The sequence below is a fragment of the Agromyces sp. NPDC056389 genome (assembly GCF_042262385.1).
Taxonomy (GTDB): domain Bacteria; phylum Actinomycetota; class Actinomycetes; order Actinomycetales; family Microbacteriaceae; genus Agromyces.
This window is the reverse complement of the sequence record NZ_JBHJPN010000003.1, coordinates 514,238-528,721: the sequence shown is the minus strand read 5'-3', so window position 1 is coordinate 528,721 and position 14,484 is coordinate 514,238. Positions and strand designations below refer to the sequence as shown.

Here is a 14,484-nt window from a genome sequence, read left to right as displayed (position 1 = left end):
TGCGGGCACGCTCGCGCGCGGCCCTCGTTCGCCGGTCCGGCGGTCGAAGGTCGCGCGTCGAGTCCCTCCGTCATGCAATCGGGCACGGATGTCGCGGAGCTGGCCTCGAGGCGACCGGGAGGTGAACCGAGTGCACCCCGCGGGGGTGTCGCCGGCGAGCCGTATCCTGAACCGGTGGAGCTGACCTTCGCGGGCGAGATCTGGTTCTGGCGCGGTCCGGCGCCGTGGCACTTCCTCACCGTGCCCGACGACGAGAGTGACGCCATCGAGGCCGTCGCGGCGATCGTCACCTACGGCTGGGGCATGATCCCGGTCACCGTGCACATCGGCGGCAGCGAGTGGGCCACGTCGCTCTGGCCGAAGGACGGCGGGTACATCGTGCCGATCAAGGCGTGGGTGCGTGCCGCTGAGCGACTCGAGGTCGGCGACGCGGTCGAGGTGCGGGTGACGGTCGCAGTTCGCCCGCCGGCGTGACCCTGGCGCTCAGCCCGTGGACACGACCGATTCGGGCACCTCGGATGCCTCGGAGCGCAAGAATCCCTCGACCGCCGCGGTGAACGCCGCGGCGTCGTCGAGCCACGGGAAGTGGCCGGCGCGGGGCTGCACCACGAGTTCGGCGCCGGGCAGCAGCGCGGCCATCTCGGCGACCATCGCGGGCGGCGAATTGAGGTCCGTCTCGCCCGCGACGAGCAGCGCGCGACCCGCGAAGTCGGCGAGGGCCGCCCGTGTCGCCGCCGGATCGAACGCCCCGTCGGCGGCGAAGACGGCGGCCGCCTCATCGTTGCGACGGCGCTCGTCGTCGGCTCGATGCGCTTGCGCCGCAGCATCCCATCGCCCGTAGATGAACGGGTCGATCGCCTGCCAGTCTTCGCCGTCGCCGGTCACGATGGCCTGCAACGCGGCGTACGCCGGGGCGAACCACGGCTCCGCGGACCTCCGCCGTGCGACCGAGAGGCGCATCTCGGCGGTCACCGTCAGGTCGAGCGCGGCAGCGCTCGGGGTGACGAGCACGAGCCGATCGATGTGCTGCGGGTACCTGGCCGCGTACATGACGGCGAGGTTGGTGCCGGCCGAGTGGGCGAGCACGTCGAGCCGGTCGAAGCCGAGGTGCTCGCGCAATGCCTCGAGATCGTCGACGAGTCGATCGCATCGATACGACGACAGGTCGGATGGAACGCCGGAGGCTCCCGTGCCCCGAGGGTCGAACAGGATCAGGCGCCGGTGCGCGGAGAGCCCACCGAGGTCGCCCAGATAACGGGAGTCGTGCATGGGGCCCCCGGGAACGCAGACGAGCGGCCGCGCCGCCCCGTCTCCGTGCTCGTGGAAGGCGAGTTCGGTTCCGTCGAACGCTGCGAAGGTGGGCATCCGTTCGATACTCGCAGCTCACGACGTCGCCCGGAGGAGTTCTCCACAGGCCGCAGGCTCGCTAGCGAGCGACGTCGCCGTCGGCTTCGCGCTTCAGGCGATCGAGCTCCGCACGGCGCTGGTAATACTCGATCTCGCGATCGAGGTCGGCGAGCTGCTGCTCGGTCGTGCTGGGCTGCTGCACCGGCGGCGGCTGCGAGCGCGACCCCTGGGCGCTCCGCTGCGCGAGGAGCGAGCCGATGCCCTCGGACGCGGCGGCTCCGCCGTACTCGCGGCCGAGCAGGAACCACAGCAGCGTGCCGATGAGCGGCAGGAGGATGACGAGGAGGATCCACCCGAACTTCGGCAGGTGCCGCACCTGCCAGTCGTCGCGCATGATGATGTCGATCAACGCGATCACCATTGCGGCGAGCAGAATCACGGGGAAGACGGCGAGCATGGCCGACAGCCTAGGGGCACGGGCGCCTCGAAGGCGAGGCCCGAACGCAGAACTCCGCCCATCTCGGCGAGCGGCGCGCATCGTCCAATCTGGGAGAAAGCCAAGAGTCCTTACTTCCGGCGTCATGATCGCGTCGATGCGACATCTCTTCCAGTGAGGCGGAACCCGTCGTCTCGAATCCTTCGATCCCCCGGAGACCCGTGAACACCCGAACTCCCACGCGCCTGCGCGCCCGCTCCCCCCTGCGCTCGGTCGTCGCCGCTGCCGCCGCGACCGGCCTGGCCCTCGCCGGCGCCGTCGCACTCGCCGCCGCGCCGGCCTCAGCCGCCCCCGCCTCAGCCGCACCTGCCGCACCGACCCGGGCCGCGGCGGCCCCCGCGCCGTTCTGCCCGCCGCCCGGCGAGATGCCGGGCATCGGCAACGTGCCGACCTACACCGACTCGAACGTCGCGGTCTTCGCGGGCGGCGACTACCTCGCGACCGGCAGCTCCGCCGAATCCGAGGGCCTCCTGCTCGTGCACGGCGACGCCGTGTTCGACAAGGCGAACGGCGGCGTGTTCAACGTCGGCACCGTCGGCGTCGGCTCGGGCATCGTGCCCCCGGGCGGCTCGACCATGCTCGCGGTCGGCGGTGACATCACCGTCGGCCCGACCACGAGCGTGCACGTCGGAGCGAATCTCGACGGCGGCGGCGCGGTCGCCGCCGGCGGCTCGGCCACCGGCAGTTTCGACACGAACGGCGCCGCCCTCACGCTCGACCTCGGCCGGGCCGCTGCGATGGCCCCGAACGCGGACTTCCAGTCGGTCGTCGACGACACCTCCGCGACCCTCGGCGCACTCCCCGCGACGGGCACGACCTCGATCGCGTTCGGGCGTGCGACCTTCACGGGCACTCCCGGCGACGCGATGCAGGTCTTCGACCTCGACGGCGCCGCGCTGGCGTCGACCGTCGAGGTCGCCTTCGAGGGCATCCCAGCAGGCGTTCCGATCCTCGTCAACGTCTCGGGCGGCACCGTCTCGTTCGCGCCGAACTACTTCCTGCTGAACGGCGAACGCGTTGACGCCTTCTCGAGCCCGAACTTCGGCAATGCGGCGTCCCGCATCCTCTGGAACGTCACCGATGCCACGTCGCTGCTGCTCGGCGGCTCGAGCCAGTTCATGGGGTCGGTGCTCGCCCCCAGCGCGGCCACCGAGGTGACGGCGAGCACGAACGGGCGGCTCCACGTCGGCGGCGACCTGAGCTACTCGGGGGTCGGTAACGAGCACCACAACTACCCCTGGACCGGCGGCGGTTCACTCGGCTGCGGCGGCGGCTTCAGCGCCGCGAAGCTCGTGATCGGCGGCGGTGCGGCCATGGTGCCCGCGGACACGATCTTCACCCTCGCCTACGAGTACGAGCTCGCCGGGGGCCCGGTCGCCGGCACGCTGGCACTGCGCGCCGACGGCACCGTCGCGAACGGACCGCAGGGCCTCCCCGACGGAACGGTCGTGCACCTGAGCGAGGTCGACCTGCCGGCCGTTCCGGGCGTGGAGTGGGGCACCGCGACGATCAGCCCCGACGTCGTGACCATCGCCTCGGGCGAGGTCGTGCGCGTCACGGTCACCAACACGGCGAACTCCAACTCGCCGAGCGCGGTCGGCGGCTTCTCGGTCGCGAAGGCGCTCGGCGGCGAGGCATCCGCCCTCGTTCCCGATGACACCGCGTACACCGTGCAGTACCGGTACGAGGTCGACGGCGCGTCGGTCACCGGCACGCTGACCGTGCGCGCCGACGGCGTCGCGGTCGACGGTCCGCAGGGCCTGCCGGTCGGCACCGTCGTCGAGTTCACCGAGATCGACCTGCCCGAGATCGACGGCGTCGAGTGGGGCACTCCCGTGTTCAGCCCCGAGACGGTGACGATCGCCGATGGTGCTGCGGCCCTCGTGACGGTCACCAACACGGCGACGGATGCCCCGGTCGTGCCGACCCCGATCGACCCCGCTCCCGGAACGCCGGGCAACGAGACGGGCCTCGCGAGCACCGGTGTGCAGGCCATCGTGCCGGCGCTCCTCGCGGCGATCCTCGTCGCGGCGGGCGTCACTGCGCTGGTCGTGCGCCGCCGACGCACCGCCTGACGCCCAGCGGATGCCTCGGGGCCCGTCGGCCCCGAGGCATCCGCCCTCGCCTTCGCGAGGAGCCGGAACCGCTCAGCGCGCGATGAGCCCCGCGACCTCGCCGACGCCGCGCATGAACCCCTCGAGGTCGGGCTCGTCGGAGGTCGGCTGCAGCACGACCGCGTCGACGCCCGCGGCGAAGAACCGCTCGGCGACGTCGGCGACCGCCGAGACGTCGCCCACCGCTGCGGTGCGCTGGTCTTCGGGCATGTTCCACTGCGTGAGTTCGTGCGCGACGCGTGTCTCTGCCTCGCCGCCGCCGAACGCCGCCATGAGGTAGACGACCGCCTCGCTGCGCCCATCGCGGCCTGCGGCTGAGCGCCCGGCCGCGATCGCGGCGACGGCCTCGGCAGCGCGCTCGGCCGTCGTGCCGCCGGTGAGCACGGTGCCGTCGGCGACCTCGCCGGTGAGGTGCAGGGTCTTCGGCCCCTCGCCGGCCGCGTACACGAGCGGCACCTCGGCCGGCGGCCAGTCGAGCTTCACCCGGTCGAGCTTCACGTAGCGGCCGTCGGCGGAGACCTCCTCGCCGGCGAGCAACTGCCGCAGCGCCGGCACGTACTCGCGCATGAGCGTGAGCGGCGACGCGACGCGACTGCCGGTCTGCGCCATCCAGCGCTGCACGCCGTGGCCGACGCCCGGCAGCAGGCGCCCGGGGAACATGCGCGAGAGCGTCGCGATCTCCATGGCGGTGACGGCGACATTTCGGAGCGGCATCGGCGCGACGCCGATGCCCACGCGGAGTCGCTCGGTCCACGCGAGCGCGGCAGCGGCCGACGCGAACGCCGACTGCTGGAAGCAGTCCTCCCACAGCCAGAGCTCGGGCACTCCCCCGGCCTCGGCCGCCTCGACGGCGGAACGCAGCCGCTCAGGTGGGAACGCGGGCTGGAAGATCGCACCGATTCGTCGCATGCCCTCACTCTGGCAGCACCCGCCGACGGCGGCACCCGCGGACGCCACGAACCACGCTCCGCGCATCGGGCATGATGGGCGCATGAGCGACTCCGCACCGACCACCACCCAGGGCTCGACGACGAATTTCCGCCTCCTCGGGGTGATCTCGTTCGTCATCGGCGCCGGCGTCGTGCTCGTGACCCGATTGCTCGGACTCGCCGCGCCGTTGCTGATCAGCACCGGGCTGCCGGCGGCGTACGAGCTCATCAGCGGATTGGGGCTGCTCGCCAACGTGCTCTCGCTCGTGCTCGGAATCGCGGCACTGGTGCTCGGCGTGCTCGTGCTCCTGCGTCGCGGCGCGCCGAAGGGCTTCGCGGCCGCGGGCGCCGCCCTCGGCGGTGCCGAGGTGCTGAGCGCGTTCATCGGGTTCGGCCAGACCGCGTTCTACTCGTTCCTCTGAGCGACGCGCCCCCCGACCTTTCGGCCCACATCGAAACACTGGCGAGCGGATGCCCCGGCGCCCGAGTCTGTTCGAGGGGATGCCGGGTGGCATCCGTGAAGGGAACCAGATGTCATTCCAGGCCTACCTCGACAACATCGAGCAGAAGACCGGGCTCACGCCGCGGCAGTTCGTCGAGCTCGCGACCGAGAAGGGCTTCGGCGAGGGCACGAAGGCGACGCCCATCGTGGCGTGGCTGAAGGAGGACTACGGCCTCGGGCAAGGGCACGCGATGGCGCTCGTGCACGTCATCACGAAGGGTCCGCAGATCAGCACCAAGCACGTCGGCACCGACGGCGCGCACCGCGACGCCACCGACACGCTCTGGCTCGACGGGGCGGCGACGAACCCCAACGGCTAGCCGATTCGCCCATGCCGCCGGGCGGGCGCGCACCGCGCGCTACAGGTCGTCGGGTTCGACGATGCGATCGTGGTTCCACGGCTCCGCCCAGCGGAGTTCGTCGAACATGCGCGAGAGCACGAGCGCGGTGAACCCCCACACGATGCGGCCGTTCACGGTGAAGGCGGGCGAGCGATACGTGCGACCGCTGAAGACATGCTCGGTGTTCGCCCGGTTCGCCGGGTCGAGCATCTCGCCGACCGGCACCCGGAACACCTCGACCGACTCGTCGTGATCGACGGCGGCCACCTCCGACGGGCGCGTCCACCAGGCGGGCACGGGCGTCACGAGGTGGTTGCTCACGGGCACCGGCATCGGCGGCAGCGTGCCGAGCGGTTCGATGCCGTCGACGTCGACCCCGGTCTCCTCGCGGGCCTCGCGCACCGCGCCGGCCACCGGCCCGGCGTCGGATGCCTCGAGCCGGCCGCCCGGGAAGGCGATCTGCCCGGCGTGGCTGCCGAGGGTCGCCGCACGACGCAGCAGCAGCACGTCGAGGTCGCGCGGCACCGGGCCGCCCGTGTCGCCGGGCACGGAGTCGAGCACTCCGAAGAGCACGAGCACCGCGGCTGGGCGGAGGGCCGAGACATCCGCTCGGTTCTTCGGCAGCTCGGGGTGCCACTCGAGGCCGCGCTCGCAGAGGGCGATGAGCTCGGCACGTGCGTCGGCGGCTACGGGCATGACCCCACCCTACGGGCCGCCGATGTCAGCGCCGCGGCTCGGCGGTCGACCAGATCGCCAGCGCCACGAGCAACGGCTGGAAGAGCAGACGGATGCCGCGCGCCCGATCGGAATCGAGGCCGAATGCGGCTCGCTTCTCGGTGAACTGCGCGATGTTGCCCGGGAACACGGCGACGAAGAACGTCGCGACGATCCAGCCGATGCGCCGCCGCTCGCGGGGCAGCGCGACGAGCGCCGCGCCCAGCCCGATCTCGACCGCGCCCGATGCCACGACGACGCCGTCGGCATCCATCGGCACCCACGACGGCACTTGCGACCGGAATTCCTTGCGCGCCCAGAAGAGATGGCTCACCCCGGCGAAGACCAGGCCCGCGGCGAGCGCGATTCGCGCGATCGTGCGGGGTGTGGTGCTCGTGGGAACGTCGCTGCGTGCCATGTCGACCTCCGGCCCGATGTGTACGCCCACCCTATGGCGTCGTCCTGCTCGTCACGGAAGCCGAGGCAACCGTCGGCTGGCCCAGACCTGGGCGCGGCGAACGCCCGACCCTCCAGACGAGGGCCGGGCGTTCGCGGTGCGACGCGTCGCCTGCCGGGGCTCAGCCCTTACCGGGGCGTGTCGCCTCGATCGGGAAGCTCCACGCGTTCACCCCGTCGCCGGTCGCCGCATCGCCCGAGGGCTGCTCGGCGTACGAGACGAGGATCTGCGCGTCGTTCGCGAGCGCCGAGCGGATGCTCGCGTCGATCGGCACCGTCAGCTTGCCCTTGCCCGCGTCGACCTCCTGCTCGAACGAGGCCAGGAGCCGGCCGCTCATGTCGGGAGCCCACGGCGGAGCCGCGCCATCCGACGGTGAACAGGCCTCGAAGCCGTAGACGTCGCCGGCGCAGCTCGAGGTCCACACCGGGATGAACGACGTGTCGCCCTTCCACAGGAACACGCGGACCGTGCCGGCCTCGCCCGATCGGTACGAGAGGCTGAGCTTCTTCTGCTGGATCTTCACATCGGAGATGGACATCGCATCACTCGGCTGCACGCCCGAGATCGTGCCGCCCCGTGTCGCCGACTGCGCGACCGTCTGCGGCGACTGCACTCCCTGGAGGGCGGTGTCGGGGATGATCGGCTCTGCCGATTCGATCGACCGATCAGCCGGGGGCGCGTACCCGTCGAGGTACGCGTGACCCCATCGATACGGCTCCGACTGCTGGCTGCCGAACGCCGACCACGCGGTTCGGGTCTGCCCGATGAAGTTCTGCGTGTCGGAGTCGTACGGCGTGACGTTCAGCCCCAGGTACTCGGGATCGACGTCGTTCAACGCTGCGTCGCCCTGGGGCACCGCACTCGTCGGGCCGACGGCCGCCGGCAACTGGGAGAGCGGCACCTTCACCTCGATGTCGTATCCACCCCCGGCGTACGTGCCGTCGGCCTGACGCACGACCTGGACCGCGACCTCGACGCCCTCGGCGTTCAGGCCGCCTTCGACCGTCTCGGCGAGCGGGCCGGTCGAGAAGCCCTGGTGGTTGTCGGCGTCACGGGACCAGCACGGACCGTTCGCCCCGTTGCCGTTCGTGCCCTCGGCGTCGTCGGTGAACGGGAACATGCCGAGCTTGAACGTCGACGAGGTGTCGAGCGAGTCGCCGCGCGGATCGAGCAGCAGTTCCACCGAGTCGACCAGCCAGTGGCCGAAGCAGCGGTCGGGCGTCGAAGCAGCGCTGGCCACGTCGTCGGTCACGTGGATCTGCGCGTAGAGCGCGTCGTCGTACCAGCCGAGGCGGGCGAGACCGCCGTCGCCGCAGTCGACGCCGTCGGCGGCGCACTCGGCGCCCTCCCAGCGCGTGCCCACGTCGATCGGCTGACCGGTGTAGAGCTCGTCGGCGGTTCCGTCGATCGTTGGTGCCGCACCCAGCTGCGGGATCACCACGGTCGGCACGAGGTAGACCGTCTCGCTCTCGGTCGAGACGCCCGCACCCGAGGTGGTCGTCGCCGTGAACGTCTCCGTCCTGCTGCCGGGGTCGGCCGGATCGGCGTGGGTGACCACGAAGGGGATCGTGGTCGTCGCGCCGGGTGCGAGGTCGGCGAACGGCTTGCTCGCCGCGTCGACGGTGAAGCCCGCCGGCACCGCGAGGTCGACCGTGCCCGATTCGGCGGCGGCGCTGCGGTTGGCCACCTCGACCGGCACGGTCACCGTCTCGCCGGCGCCGACCTGTGCGACGGCCTTCGATCGGCCGCCGACGTAGGCGTCGTTGTCCTGCGTCCACTGCTCGTACTCGGCCGCGGTGCCCCAGCGTTCGAAGCGACCCTCGACCGGTGCGACGAGCTCGATGCGCGCGTCGTTGTAGGCGGTGACGCCGTCGCCGGCGAACTCCGCTGCGAGCTTGTAGACGGCCGGTGCCGCGTCGACCGCGGGCGTGACGGTGAACGTCGCCTGCGTGGCATCCGCGTCGCCGACGCCGTCGACCTCGACGGGTTCGGAGACCTGCCAGCCGGCGGGTACGACGAGGCTCACCGTGCCGCCGCCGAGCGCGCCGTCACCGGAGCGGAGCGTGACCGTCGTGGTGAACGGCTCGCCTGCGGCCTCGAAGTACTCCTCGGCGTCGAGCGAGAACTCCGAGCCCAGGGGCATGCCGCCCGGGTCGGCGATCACGGCGCCGTAGAGCACGGCGTCGTCGTTCGCCGAAGCCGGCGAGGAGTTCGGCTGCATCGGCACGATCGACTCCGAGACGCCGTAGCGCTGGCAGGTCGGGTCGACGAGCGCGGTCTGCATGGTGCGGGCCTGCGTGGGGTGCGCACGGCCGCCCTCGCGGCCGACCTGCGCCCACGTCTTCGCGGAGCCGGCGGCCTGACCGGCGAGGTTGCCGTCGGCCCAGACGTACGGCGATTCGTAGCCCGTCCACGTGCCGACGACCGTGAAGGGGTTCGACGCGGCCGGCACGAAGCCCGCGTTGCAGTTGGCTGCGGCGGTGCCGCCGGTGCCCGTGGTGAGGCCGCCCGCGAGGATCTTCTTCACCTGCCACGGGTCGACGGCGCCGACGCCGGTGAGCTGCTCGGGGAACCGGCCCGGATCGGCGGCGGCTGCCGCGGCCTCCCAGATCATGCGCCCCTGCGCGTACTGGTGGTTGCCGTGGCCCGCCGCGAGCGACGGCGTGCTGCCGACGAGGATCTCGGGCCGGGTCTCGCGGATGATCCGCACGGTGCGGCTCAGGGTCTCCTCGGCGTCCCAGACCTTCGCGGTCAGCGGGGCGGAGGTGTTGTAGAAGAAGTCGACGCGGTCGAGGTTGAAGATGTCGACCGTGCCGGATCGGATGTGCGAGGTGCGGTCCTCGTTCTCGCGGCGGATGCCGAGGTCGGGGCCCGCCTCGGGGCCGACGGAGTTCGATCCGCCCTCGCCCCTCGTGGCCATGATGATGCCGCACCGCACGCCGTAGAGGTCGTTCCAGACCCCGCACGGCGTGGTGAACCCGGCGTCGTCGTCGGGGTGGGCCCAGATGCCCATGATGTCGATCTTCTCGCGGTCGGTCTCCGTGGCGATCGACGGGTCTCCGACCTCGAACTTCAGCGCCGCATCCGGCGGCCCCGAGTTGCCGTTGCCCATCGTCGCGGCGACGGCTGTGCCCTGGCCCATGAGTGCGGCGACGGCGATCAGCGAAGTGAGCAGGATTGCGTGATGACGTTTCATGCGGTCCTCCGTTGGACGCTCGAGACGACGGACTGCCGCCCCGATCCCCCTCAAGCTAGGGCAGGTTCGCTCGCGTTGCAAGCATCTTCATTCAGAATCACGCAAAACCGAGTGCGCGTAATTGCGCGCTCTTCGGTCACTCGCGCACGGCGCCCTCGATCATGCCCTTGATGAAGTGGCGCTGCAGGAACACGTAGAGCAGCACGACGGGCAATGCGACCATGACCGCGCCCGCTGCGAGCAGCGCCGTGCCCTGCGTGTACTGGCCCTGGAAGAACGCGAGCCCGAGCGGAGCGGTGCGCACCGCTCCGTTCGGCGACATCACGAGCGGGATGAGGAACTCGTTCCAGGTCCACATGAACACGAGCAGCACGAGGGTGAGGATCGCGGGCCGCCCGATCGGCACGAGCACCTGCCAGAGGATGCGCATCGAGTTCGCCCCGTCGAGGCGGGCGGCCTCGATGAGCGCCGTGCTCGAGGTGCGGAAGTACGTGCGCATCCAGTACGTGCCGAAGGCGATCGACATCGCGATCTGCGGCAGCGCGACGCCCCAGACGGTGTTGGTCAGCCCGAGCACTCGAAGGTCGAAGTAGAGCGGCACGATGAACGCCTCGGTCGGCACCATGATGCCGAGGAGGAAGACGTAGAACACGAGCGTCGCCCCGCGGAATCGCATCGTCCCGAGCGCGTATCCGGCGAGGATCGAGGCGAGCACCGAGACGACGACCACGATCGTGGCGACGACCACCGAGGTGAGCATGTACTGGCCGAAGCGGCCGATCTCCCACGCCTCGGGGAAGTTCTCGGGATGGAACGCACCGCCCTCACGGGCTGCCGAGGCATCCTTCGGACCGAATGCCATGGTGACGATGACGCCGATGGGCCCGAGCACCACGAGCGCGAACCCGATGAGCACGAGGTAGTTCGCGCCCCGTTCGATCGGGGAGACCTTCATTTCCTGTCTCCGATCATGTTGACGACGCCGTTGATGGCGAAGACGATGATGGTCAGCACGATGCCGACGGCGGTGGCGACGCCGACATCCCCGAGTTGGAACGCCCGGCGGTAGATCTCGTAACTCGGCACCGTCGTCGACGTGCCGGGGCCTCCGCTCGTCGTCACGTAGACGAGGTCGAAGGTCTTCAGCGCGGCGACGATCGTGAGGGTGAGCGCGACCGTGATCTCCCCGCGAACGGTCGGGAGGGTGATCGCGAAGAACTCGCGGACTGGGCCGGAACCGTCGAGCCGTGCCGCCTCGTACAGCTCGCGCGGCACGCGGCTCATGCCGGCCATCAGCAGCACGGTGACGAGACCCGTGCACACCCACGTGCCGATCAGGCCGACCGCGGGCAGCGTGAACGTGTAGTCGCCGAGCCACGGCCGGGTCAGCGAATCGAGGCCGATGAGTCGGAGGAATCCGTTGAGCGGGCCGTCGGGGGCGTAGATCTGGCGCCAGGTCACGGCGACGACGACCATGGCGATCACCTGCGGCAGGAAGATGACGCTGCGGAAGAAGCCGAGCCCCCGCACCTGCGAGCGGGTGAGCAGCGCAGCGAGCACGAGGCCGATGGCGAGGGGCAGCACCGCGTAGAAGAACACGAGCACGAGGGCGTGCCAGAATGCCTCGCGAAGTCGCTCGTCGAAGAGGATCTCGACGTAGTTGTCGAGGCCGACGAAGGTCGACTCCCCCAGCCCGTCCCACTCGAAGAGGGAGTACTGGGCGGCCCGTCCGAGCGGGAAGAGCAGGAATGCGCCGTAGATGAGCAGGGCTGGCGCGAGGTACGCCCACGCGACCCAGCCCGATCGGGCGGAACGCCGAGAGGCGCTCCGCCCGACCGTGGTGGTGCCGTCAGCCATTGCTTGCGACGAACTCCGAGTAGTCGGCTTCCAGGGTCTCCGTGAACTGCTCCGGAGTCGACTGGCCCGCCAGCAGGTCCTGCAGCGCCTGACCCATGGTGTCGCCGAAGGTCGGCGTCGCGTAGTCGAGGTACGGCAGGAGGCTGCCGTCGCCCGTCACGTTGCCGAACACGGTGAACACGTCGGCCAGGACGCCCGACTCGGGAGCGAGCTCCGCGGTGCGGTTCACGGGCAGGTTGCCCGTCTCGGCCAGCACGTCCATCGCCTCGTCGCTCGTGATGAAGTCGAGGTAGGCCGCCGCGACGTCGGTGTTGTCGGCCGCCGAGGTGATCGTGAACGGCAGGCCGGTGCCGCCTGTGGTCGCCGGCGTGCCGTCGCCCGTGTTCGGGATGAAGAACCCGACGTCGTCGCCCATCGCGTCGCCGAGGTCGGCCGCGAGCCACGAGCCGCCGATGAGGAACACGCCGTCGCCGCCGGCGAGGGCCTGCCACGCCGCGTCGTAGTCGGTGCCGTTCACGCCGTCGTTGAAGTAGCCGGCATCGACCCAGCCCTGCAGCGCAGTTGCGGCCTCGACGTTCTCGGGCGTGGTCCAGCTCTGGCCGGCGTTGCCGAGCCCGAGGTCGGTGATGACCTCGGCGTCGACGTAGTCGCCCTGCAGCGGGCCGAACACGTGCAGTGCGGGCCACTTCTCGATGTTGCCGAGCTGCATCGGGGTCTCCCCGGCCGCCTTCGCCGCCTTCAGCGCCGCATCGAACTCGGTCCAGTCGGTCGGCACCTCGAGGCCGAGGCCCTCGAGCTTGCTCTTGGAGTAGAAGATGCCGACGACCTCGCCGACCTGCGGGAGGCCGTAGAGGCTGCCGTCGCCGAAGACCTTGGCGTCGTCGCTGTAGGTCGAGTACTGCAGCACCGACGACGAGAAGCGGTCGCCCCAGCCGTAGGCCTCGGCGTAGTCGTCGAGCGGGCGCAGCTGGTCGGCCGCGACGAACTGGCCCATGGTGTTGCGGCCGTTGTTGGCCTGCACGACGTCGGGTGCGTCGGCATCGGTCAGGGCGAGGCGAAGCGTCGTCGCGAGGTCGTCGAACGACTGCGAGTTGCGATCGATGGTGACGTTCGGGTACTTCTTCATGAACGCGGCGTTGAGCTGCTCCATCTGCTCGTTCTGGCCACCGCGCACCTCCTGGTCCCAGACGGTGAGGGTGACATCGCCGACGCCGGAGATGTCGGTGCTGATCTCGCCCGTGGTCTCGTTGCCGCCCGTGCTGCCGGTTCCCGGCGCACAGCCCGCGAGGGCGAGGATGAGCGCGGCACCTCCCAGTGCTGCTGCATTCAGTCGGATGTTTCGCTTCATGATGTACCTCTCTTGTCGGGGAACGATCGCCGGGCTGCTGTGGCTCGGTAGTCGGCGAAGGGGAACGTGGATTCCGATCTGCGGCGGCCGGGGGTCTCGGGCAGCACATCGGCGAGGAACGAGAACCGCGCGACGAGTTCGCGATCGCCGCCGCCGCGCGTGCGCTCCCACCAGTCGGCGAGGTCGCCCCACCCGGGCGCCGCGAGCGCTCCGCCGGGGCGCTCGACGGCGAGGGCCGCGCACAGCGCGGCGAACGAGAGGCGCTGTTCGAGCGGCCACTCGCGCAGCGTGCCGAGCACGAGCGCCGCGCCGAACACGTCGCCCGCGCCCGTCGCGTCGCGCGCGTTCGCCGGCACCGCGGGCACCGTCACCTCCTCGCCGCTCGCGGAGTCGATCGCAACGGCCCCGTCGCCGCCCCGGGTCACCACGACGAGCGGCACCCGGTCGGCGAGGGCGCGCGCGGCCGCGACGGCGGACTCCGTGCGCGTGTAGGCCATCGCCTCCGACTCGTTCGGCGTGAAGGCGAAGCAGTCGGCGAGCGGCTGCAGGTCGGCAGTGTCCCAGCGCTCGGAGGAGTCCCAGCCGATGTCGGCGAAGATCTTCGTGCCCGCGCGCGCCGCCGGTCGCCACCACGCGTCGTCAGCGCGGGCACCGCGCGACATCGCGCCCAGGTCGGCGAAGGTCGCGCGAGCGGCGACCCGGTCGCCGACCAGCGTTCCGGCCGCAACCGGCGACGCCGCTTCGCGCGTGATCATGCTGCGATCGCCGCCCGACGCGATCGAGACGGTGACGGGCGTCGGCCAGTCGGGAACGAGCCGCGACGAGGTCAGGTCGATGCCCTCGTGGTCGGCGAGGAACTCCCAGCACCAGCGTCCGTAGACGTCGTCGCCGAGCGTCGCGGCGAGCGCGGTGCCGAGCCCGAGTCGGGCGGTCGCGACGGCGAGGTTGGCGACGCCGCCGGGGCTGCTCGCCAGTGCCTCCGCGTGCACCTCGGTGCCCGGCCGCGGCGCCGCGTTCAGCTCGGTGAAGACCAGATCGAAGAAGACCGGCCCGGTCAGCAGCACATCGACGACGTCGTCGGCAGCGCGTTCCGTCACGGATCCTCCTTGAGTGCGATCGCGTGAACGATCGTCGATGACCTTTGACTGAACATACTCTCGAATGAACGCTCTTGCGTCAATTC

Annotated in this window: 14 protein-coding genes; 4 read left to right on the top strand and 10 right to left on the bottom strand. The window is 71.0% G+C overall.

Annotated elements, in window-relative coordinates; genetic code table 11:
* Positions 1 to 174 precede the first annotated feature (174 nt).
* Positions 175 to 474, top strand: coding sequence for a DUF1905 domain-containing protein (locus ACFCVM_RS18560; protein WP_375838214.1), 300 nt, complete (start codon positions 175 to 177; stop codon positions 472 to 474).
* Between the two features lie 9 nt (positions 475 to 483).
* Here ACFCVM_RS18560 and ACFCVM_RS18555 read toward each other — a convergent pair whose 3' ends face one another.
* Together ACFCVM_RS18555 and ACFCVM_RS18550 are read right to left on the bottom strand one after the other, a co-directional pair.
* A complete protein-coding gene (locus ACFCVM_RS18555; protein WP_375838213.1) occupies positions 484 to 1,365 on the bottom strand; it encodes an alpha/beta fold hydrolase in 882 nt (293 codons plus the stop codon).
* Positions 1,366 to 1,426: 61 nt separating this feature from the next.
* Positions 1,427 to 1,804 carry a PLDc N-terminal domain-containing protein gene (locus ACFCVM_RS18550; protein ID WP_375838212.1) on the bottom strand — a complete coding sequence of 126 codons (378 nt, stop codon included), beginning with the start codon at positions 1,802 to 1,804 and terminating at the stop codon, positions 1,427 to 1,429.
* A gap of 200 nt (positions 1,805 to 2,004) precedes the next feature.
* Here ACFCVM_RS18550 and ACFCVM_RS18545 point away from each other — a divergent pair, with 200 nt between their 5' ends.
* Positions 2,005 to 3,918, top strand: a complete 1,914-nt coding sequence (locus ACFCVM_RS18545) for a choice-of-anchor A family protein (protein ID WP_375838211.1) — start codon at positions 2,005 to 2,007, stop codon at positions 3,916 to 3,918.
* A 72-nt stretch (positions 3,919 to 3,990) separates the two neighbouring features.
* On the opposite strand, the gene ACFCVM_RS18540 is transcribed toward ACFCVM_RS18545, so the two are convergent.
* On the bottom strand, positions 3,991 to 4,866 hold the full coding sequence (locus ACFCVM_RS18540; RefSeq protein ID WP_375838210.1) for an LLM class flavin-dependent oxidoreductase: 876 nt from the start codon (positions 4,864 to 4,866) through the stop codon (positions 3,991 to 3,993).
* Positions 4,867 to 4,948: 82 nt separating this feature from the next.
* On the opposite strand from ACFCVM_RS18540, the gene ACFCVM_RS18535 reads away from it, so the two are divergent.
* A complete protein-coding gene (locus ACFCVM_RS18535) occupies positions 4,949 to 5,308 on the top strand; it encodes a hypothetical protein (protein WP_375838209.1) in 360 nt (119 codons plus the stop codon).
* A 109-nt stretch (positions 5,309 to 5,417) separates the two neighbouring features.
* A complete protein-coding gene (locus tag ACFCVM_RS18530) occupies positions 5,418 to 5,708 on the top strand; it encodes a DUF4287 domain-containing protein (RefSeq protein ID WP_375838208.1) in 291 nt (96 codons plus the stop codon).
* A 39-nt stretch (positions 5,709 to 5,747) separates the two neighbouring features.
* Here ACFCVM_RS18530 and ACFCVM_RS18525 read toward each other — a convergent pair whose 3' ends face one another.
* The 7 genes from ACFCVM_RS18525 to ACFCVM_RS18495 form a co-directional block, all read right to left on the bottom strand.
* Positions 5,748 to 6,425, bottom strand: coding sequence for an NUDIX hydrolase (locus ACFCVM_RS18525; RefSeq protein WP_375838207.1), 678 nt, complete (start codon positions 6,423 to 6,425; stop codon positions 5,748 to 5,750).
* A 25-nt stretch (positions 6,426 to 6,450) separates the two neighbouring features.
* Positions 6,451 to 6,861, bottom strand: coding sequence for a hypothetical protein (locus ACFCVM_RS18520; RefSeq protein WP_375838206.1), 411 nt, complete (start codon positions 6,859 to 6,861; stop codon positions 6,451 to 6,453).
* Positions 6,862 to 7,021: 160 nt separating this feature from the next.
* Positions 7,022 to 10,096, bottom strand: a complete 3,075-nt coding sequence (locus ACFCVM_RS18515) for a sugar-binding protein (RefSeq protein WP_375838205.1) — start codon at positions 10,094 to 10,096, stop codon at positions 7,022 to 7,024.
* 136 nt (positions 10,097 to 10,232) lie between these two features.
* On the bottom strand, positions 10,233 to 11,051 hold the full coding sequence (locus tag ACFCVM_RS18510) for a carbohydrate ABC transporter permease (RefSeq protein WP_375838204.1): 819 nt from the start codon (positions 11,049 to 11,051) through the stop codon (positions 10,233 to 10,235).
* A complete protein-coding gene (locus ACFCVM_RS18505; RefSeq protein WP_375838203.1) occupies positions 11,048 to 11,953 on the bottom strand; it encodes a carbohydrate ABC transporter permease in 906 nt (301 codons plus the stop codon). The genes ACFCVM_RS18510 and ACFCVM_RS18505 overlap by 4 nt, the downstream gene beginning before the upstream one ends.
* Complete coding sequence (locus ACFCVM_RS18500) at positions 11,946 to 13,301, bottom strand: ABC transporter substrate-binding protein (protein ID WP_375838202.1); 1,356 nt, start codon at positions 13,299 to 13,301, stop codon at positions 11,946 to 11,948. The genes ACFCVM_RS18505 and ACFCVM_RS18500 overlap by 8 nt, the downstream gene beginning before the upstream one ends.
* Entirely contained in the window at positions 13,298 to 14,398 is a 1,101-nt protein-coding gene (locus ACFCVM_RS18495; RefSeq protein WP_375838201.1) for a carbohydrate kinase family protein, read from the bottom strand. The genes ACFCVM_RS18500 and ACFCVM_RS18495 overlap by 4 nt, the downstream gene beginning before the upstream one ends.
* Positions 14,399 to 14,484 lie beyond the last annotated feature (86 nt).

Bases quoted from the DNA above. Each gene is read 5' to 3' on its own strand.
- ACFCVM_RS18555 (WP_375838213.1), bottom strand. From the start codon at position 1,365: ATGCCCACCTTCGCAGCGTTCGACGGAACCGAACTCGCCTTCCACGAG.
- ACFCVM_RS18550 (WP_375838212.1), bottom strand. From the start codon at position 1,804: ATGCTCGCCGTCTTCCCCGTGATTCTGCTCGCCGCAATGGTGATCGCG.
- ACFCVM_RS18540 (WP_375838210.1), bottom strand. From the start codon at position 4,866: ATGCGACGAATCGGTGCGATCTTCCAGCCCGCGTTCCCACCTGAGCGG.
- ACFCVM_RS18535 (WP_375838209.1), top strand. From the start codon at position 4,949: ATGAGCGACTCCGCACCGACCACCACCCAGGGCTCGACGACGAATTTC.
- ACFCVM_RS18530 (WP_375838208.1), top strand. From the start codon at position 5,418: ATGTCATTCCAGGCCTACCTCGACAACATCGAGCAGAAGACCGGGCTC.
- ACFCVM_RS18525 (WP_375838207.1), bottom strand. From the start codon at position 6,425: ATGCCCGTAGCCGCCGACGCACGTGCCGAGCTCATCGCCCTCTGCGAG.
- ACFCVM_RS18520 (WP_375838206.1), bottom strand. From the start codon at position 6,861: ATGGCACGCAGCGACGTTCCCACGAGCACCACACCCCGCACGATCGCG.
- ACFCVM_RS18515 (WP_375838205.1), bottom strand. From the start codon at position 10,096: ATGAAACGTCATCACGCAATCCTGCTCACTTCGCTGATCGCCGTCGCC.
- ACFCVM_RS18510 (WP_375838204.1), bottom strand. From the start codon at position 11,051: ATGAAGGTCTCCCCGATCGAACGGGGCGCGAACTACCTCGTGCTCATC.
- ACFCVM_RS18505 (WP_375838203.1), bottom strand. From the start codon at position 11,953: ATGGCTGACGGCACCACCACGGTCGGGCGGAGCGCCTCTCGGCGTTCC.
- ACFCVM_RS18500 (WP_375838202.1), bottom strand. From the start codon at position 13,301: ATGAAGCGAAACATCCGACTGAATGCAGCAGCACTGGGAGGTGCCGCG.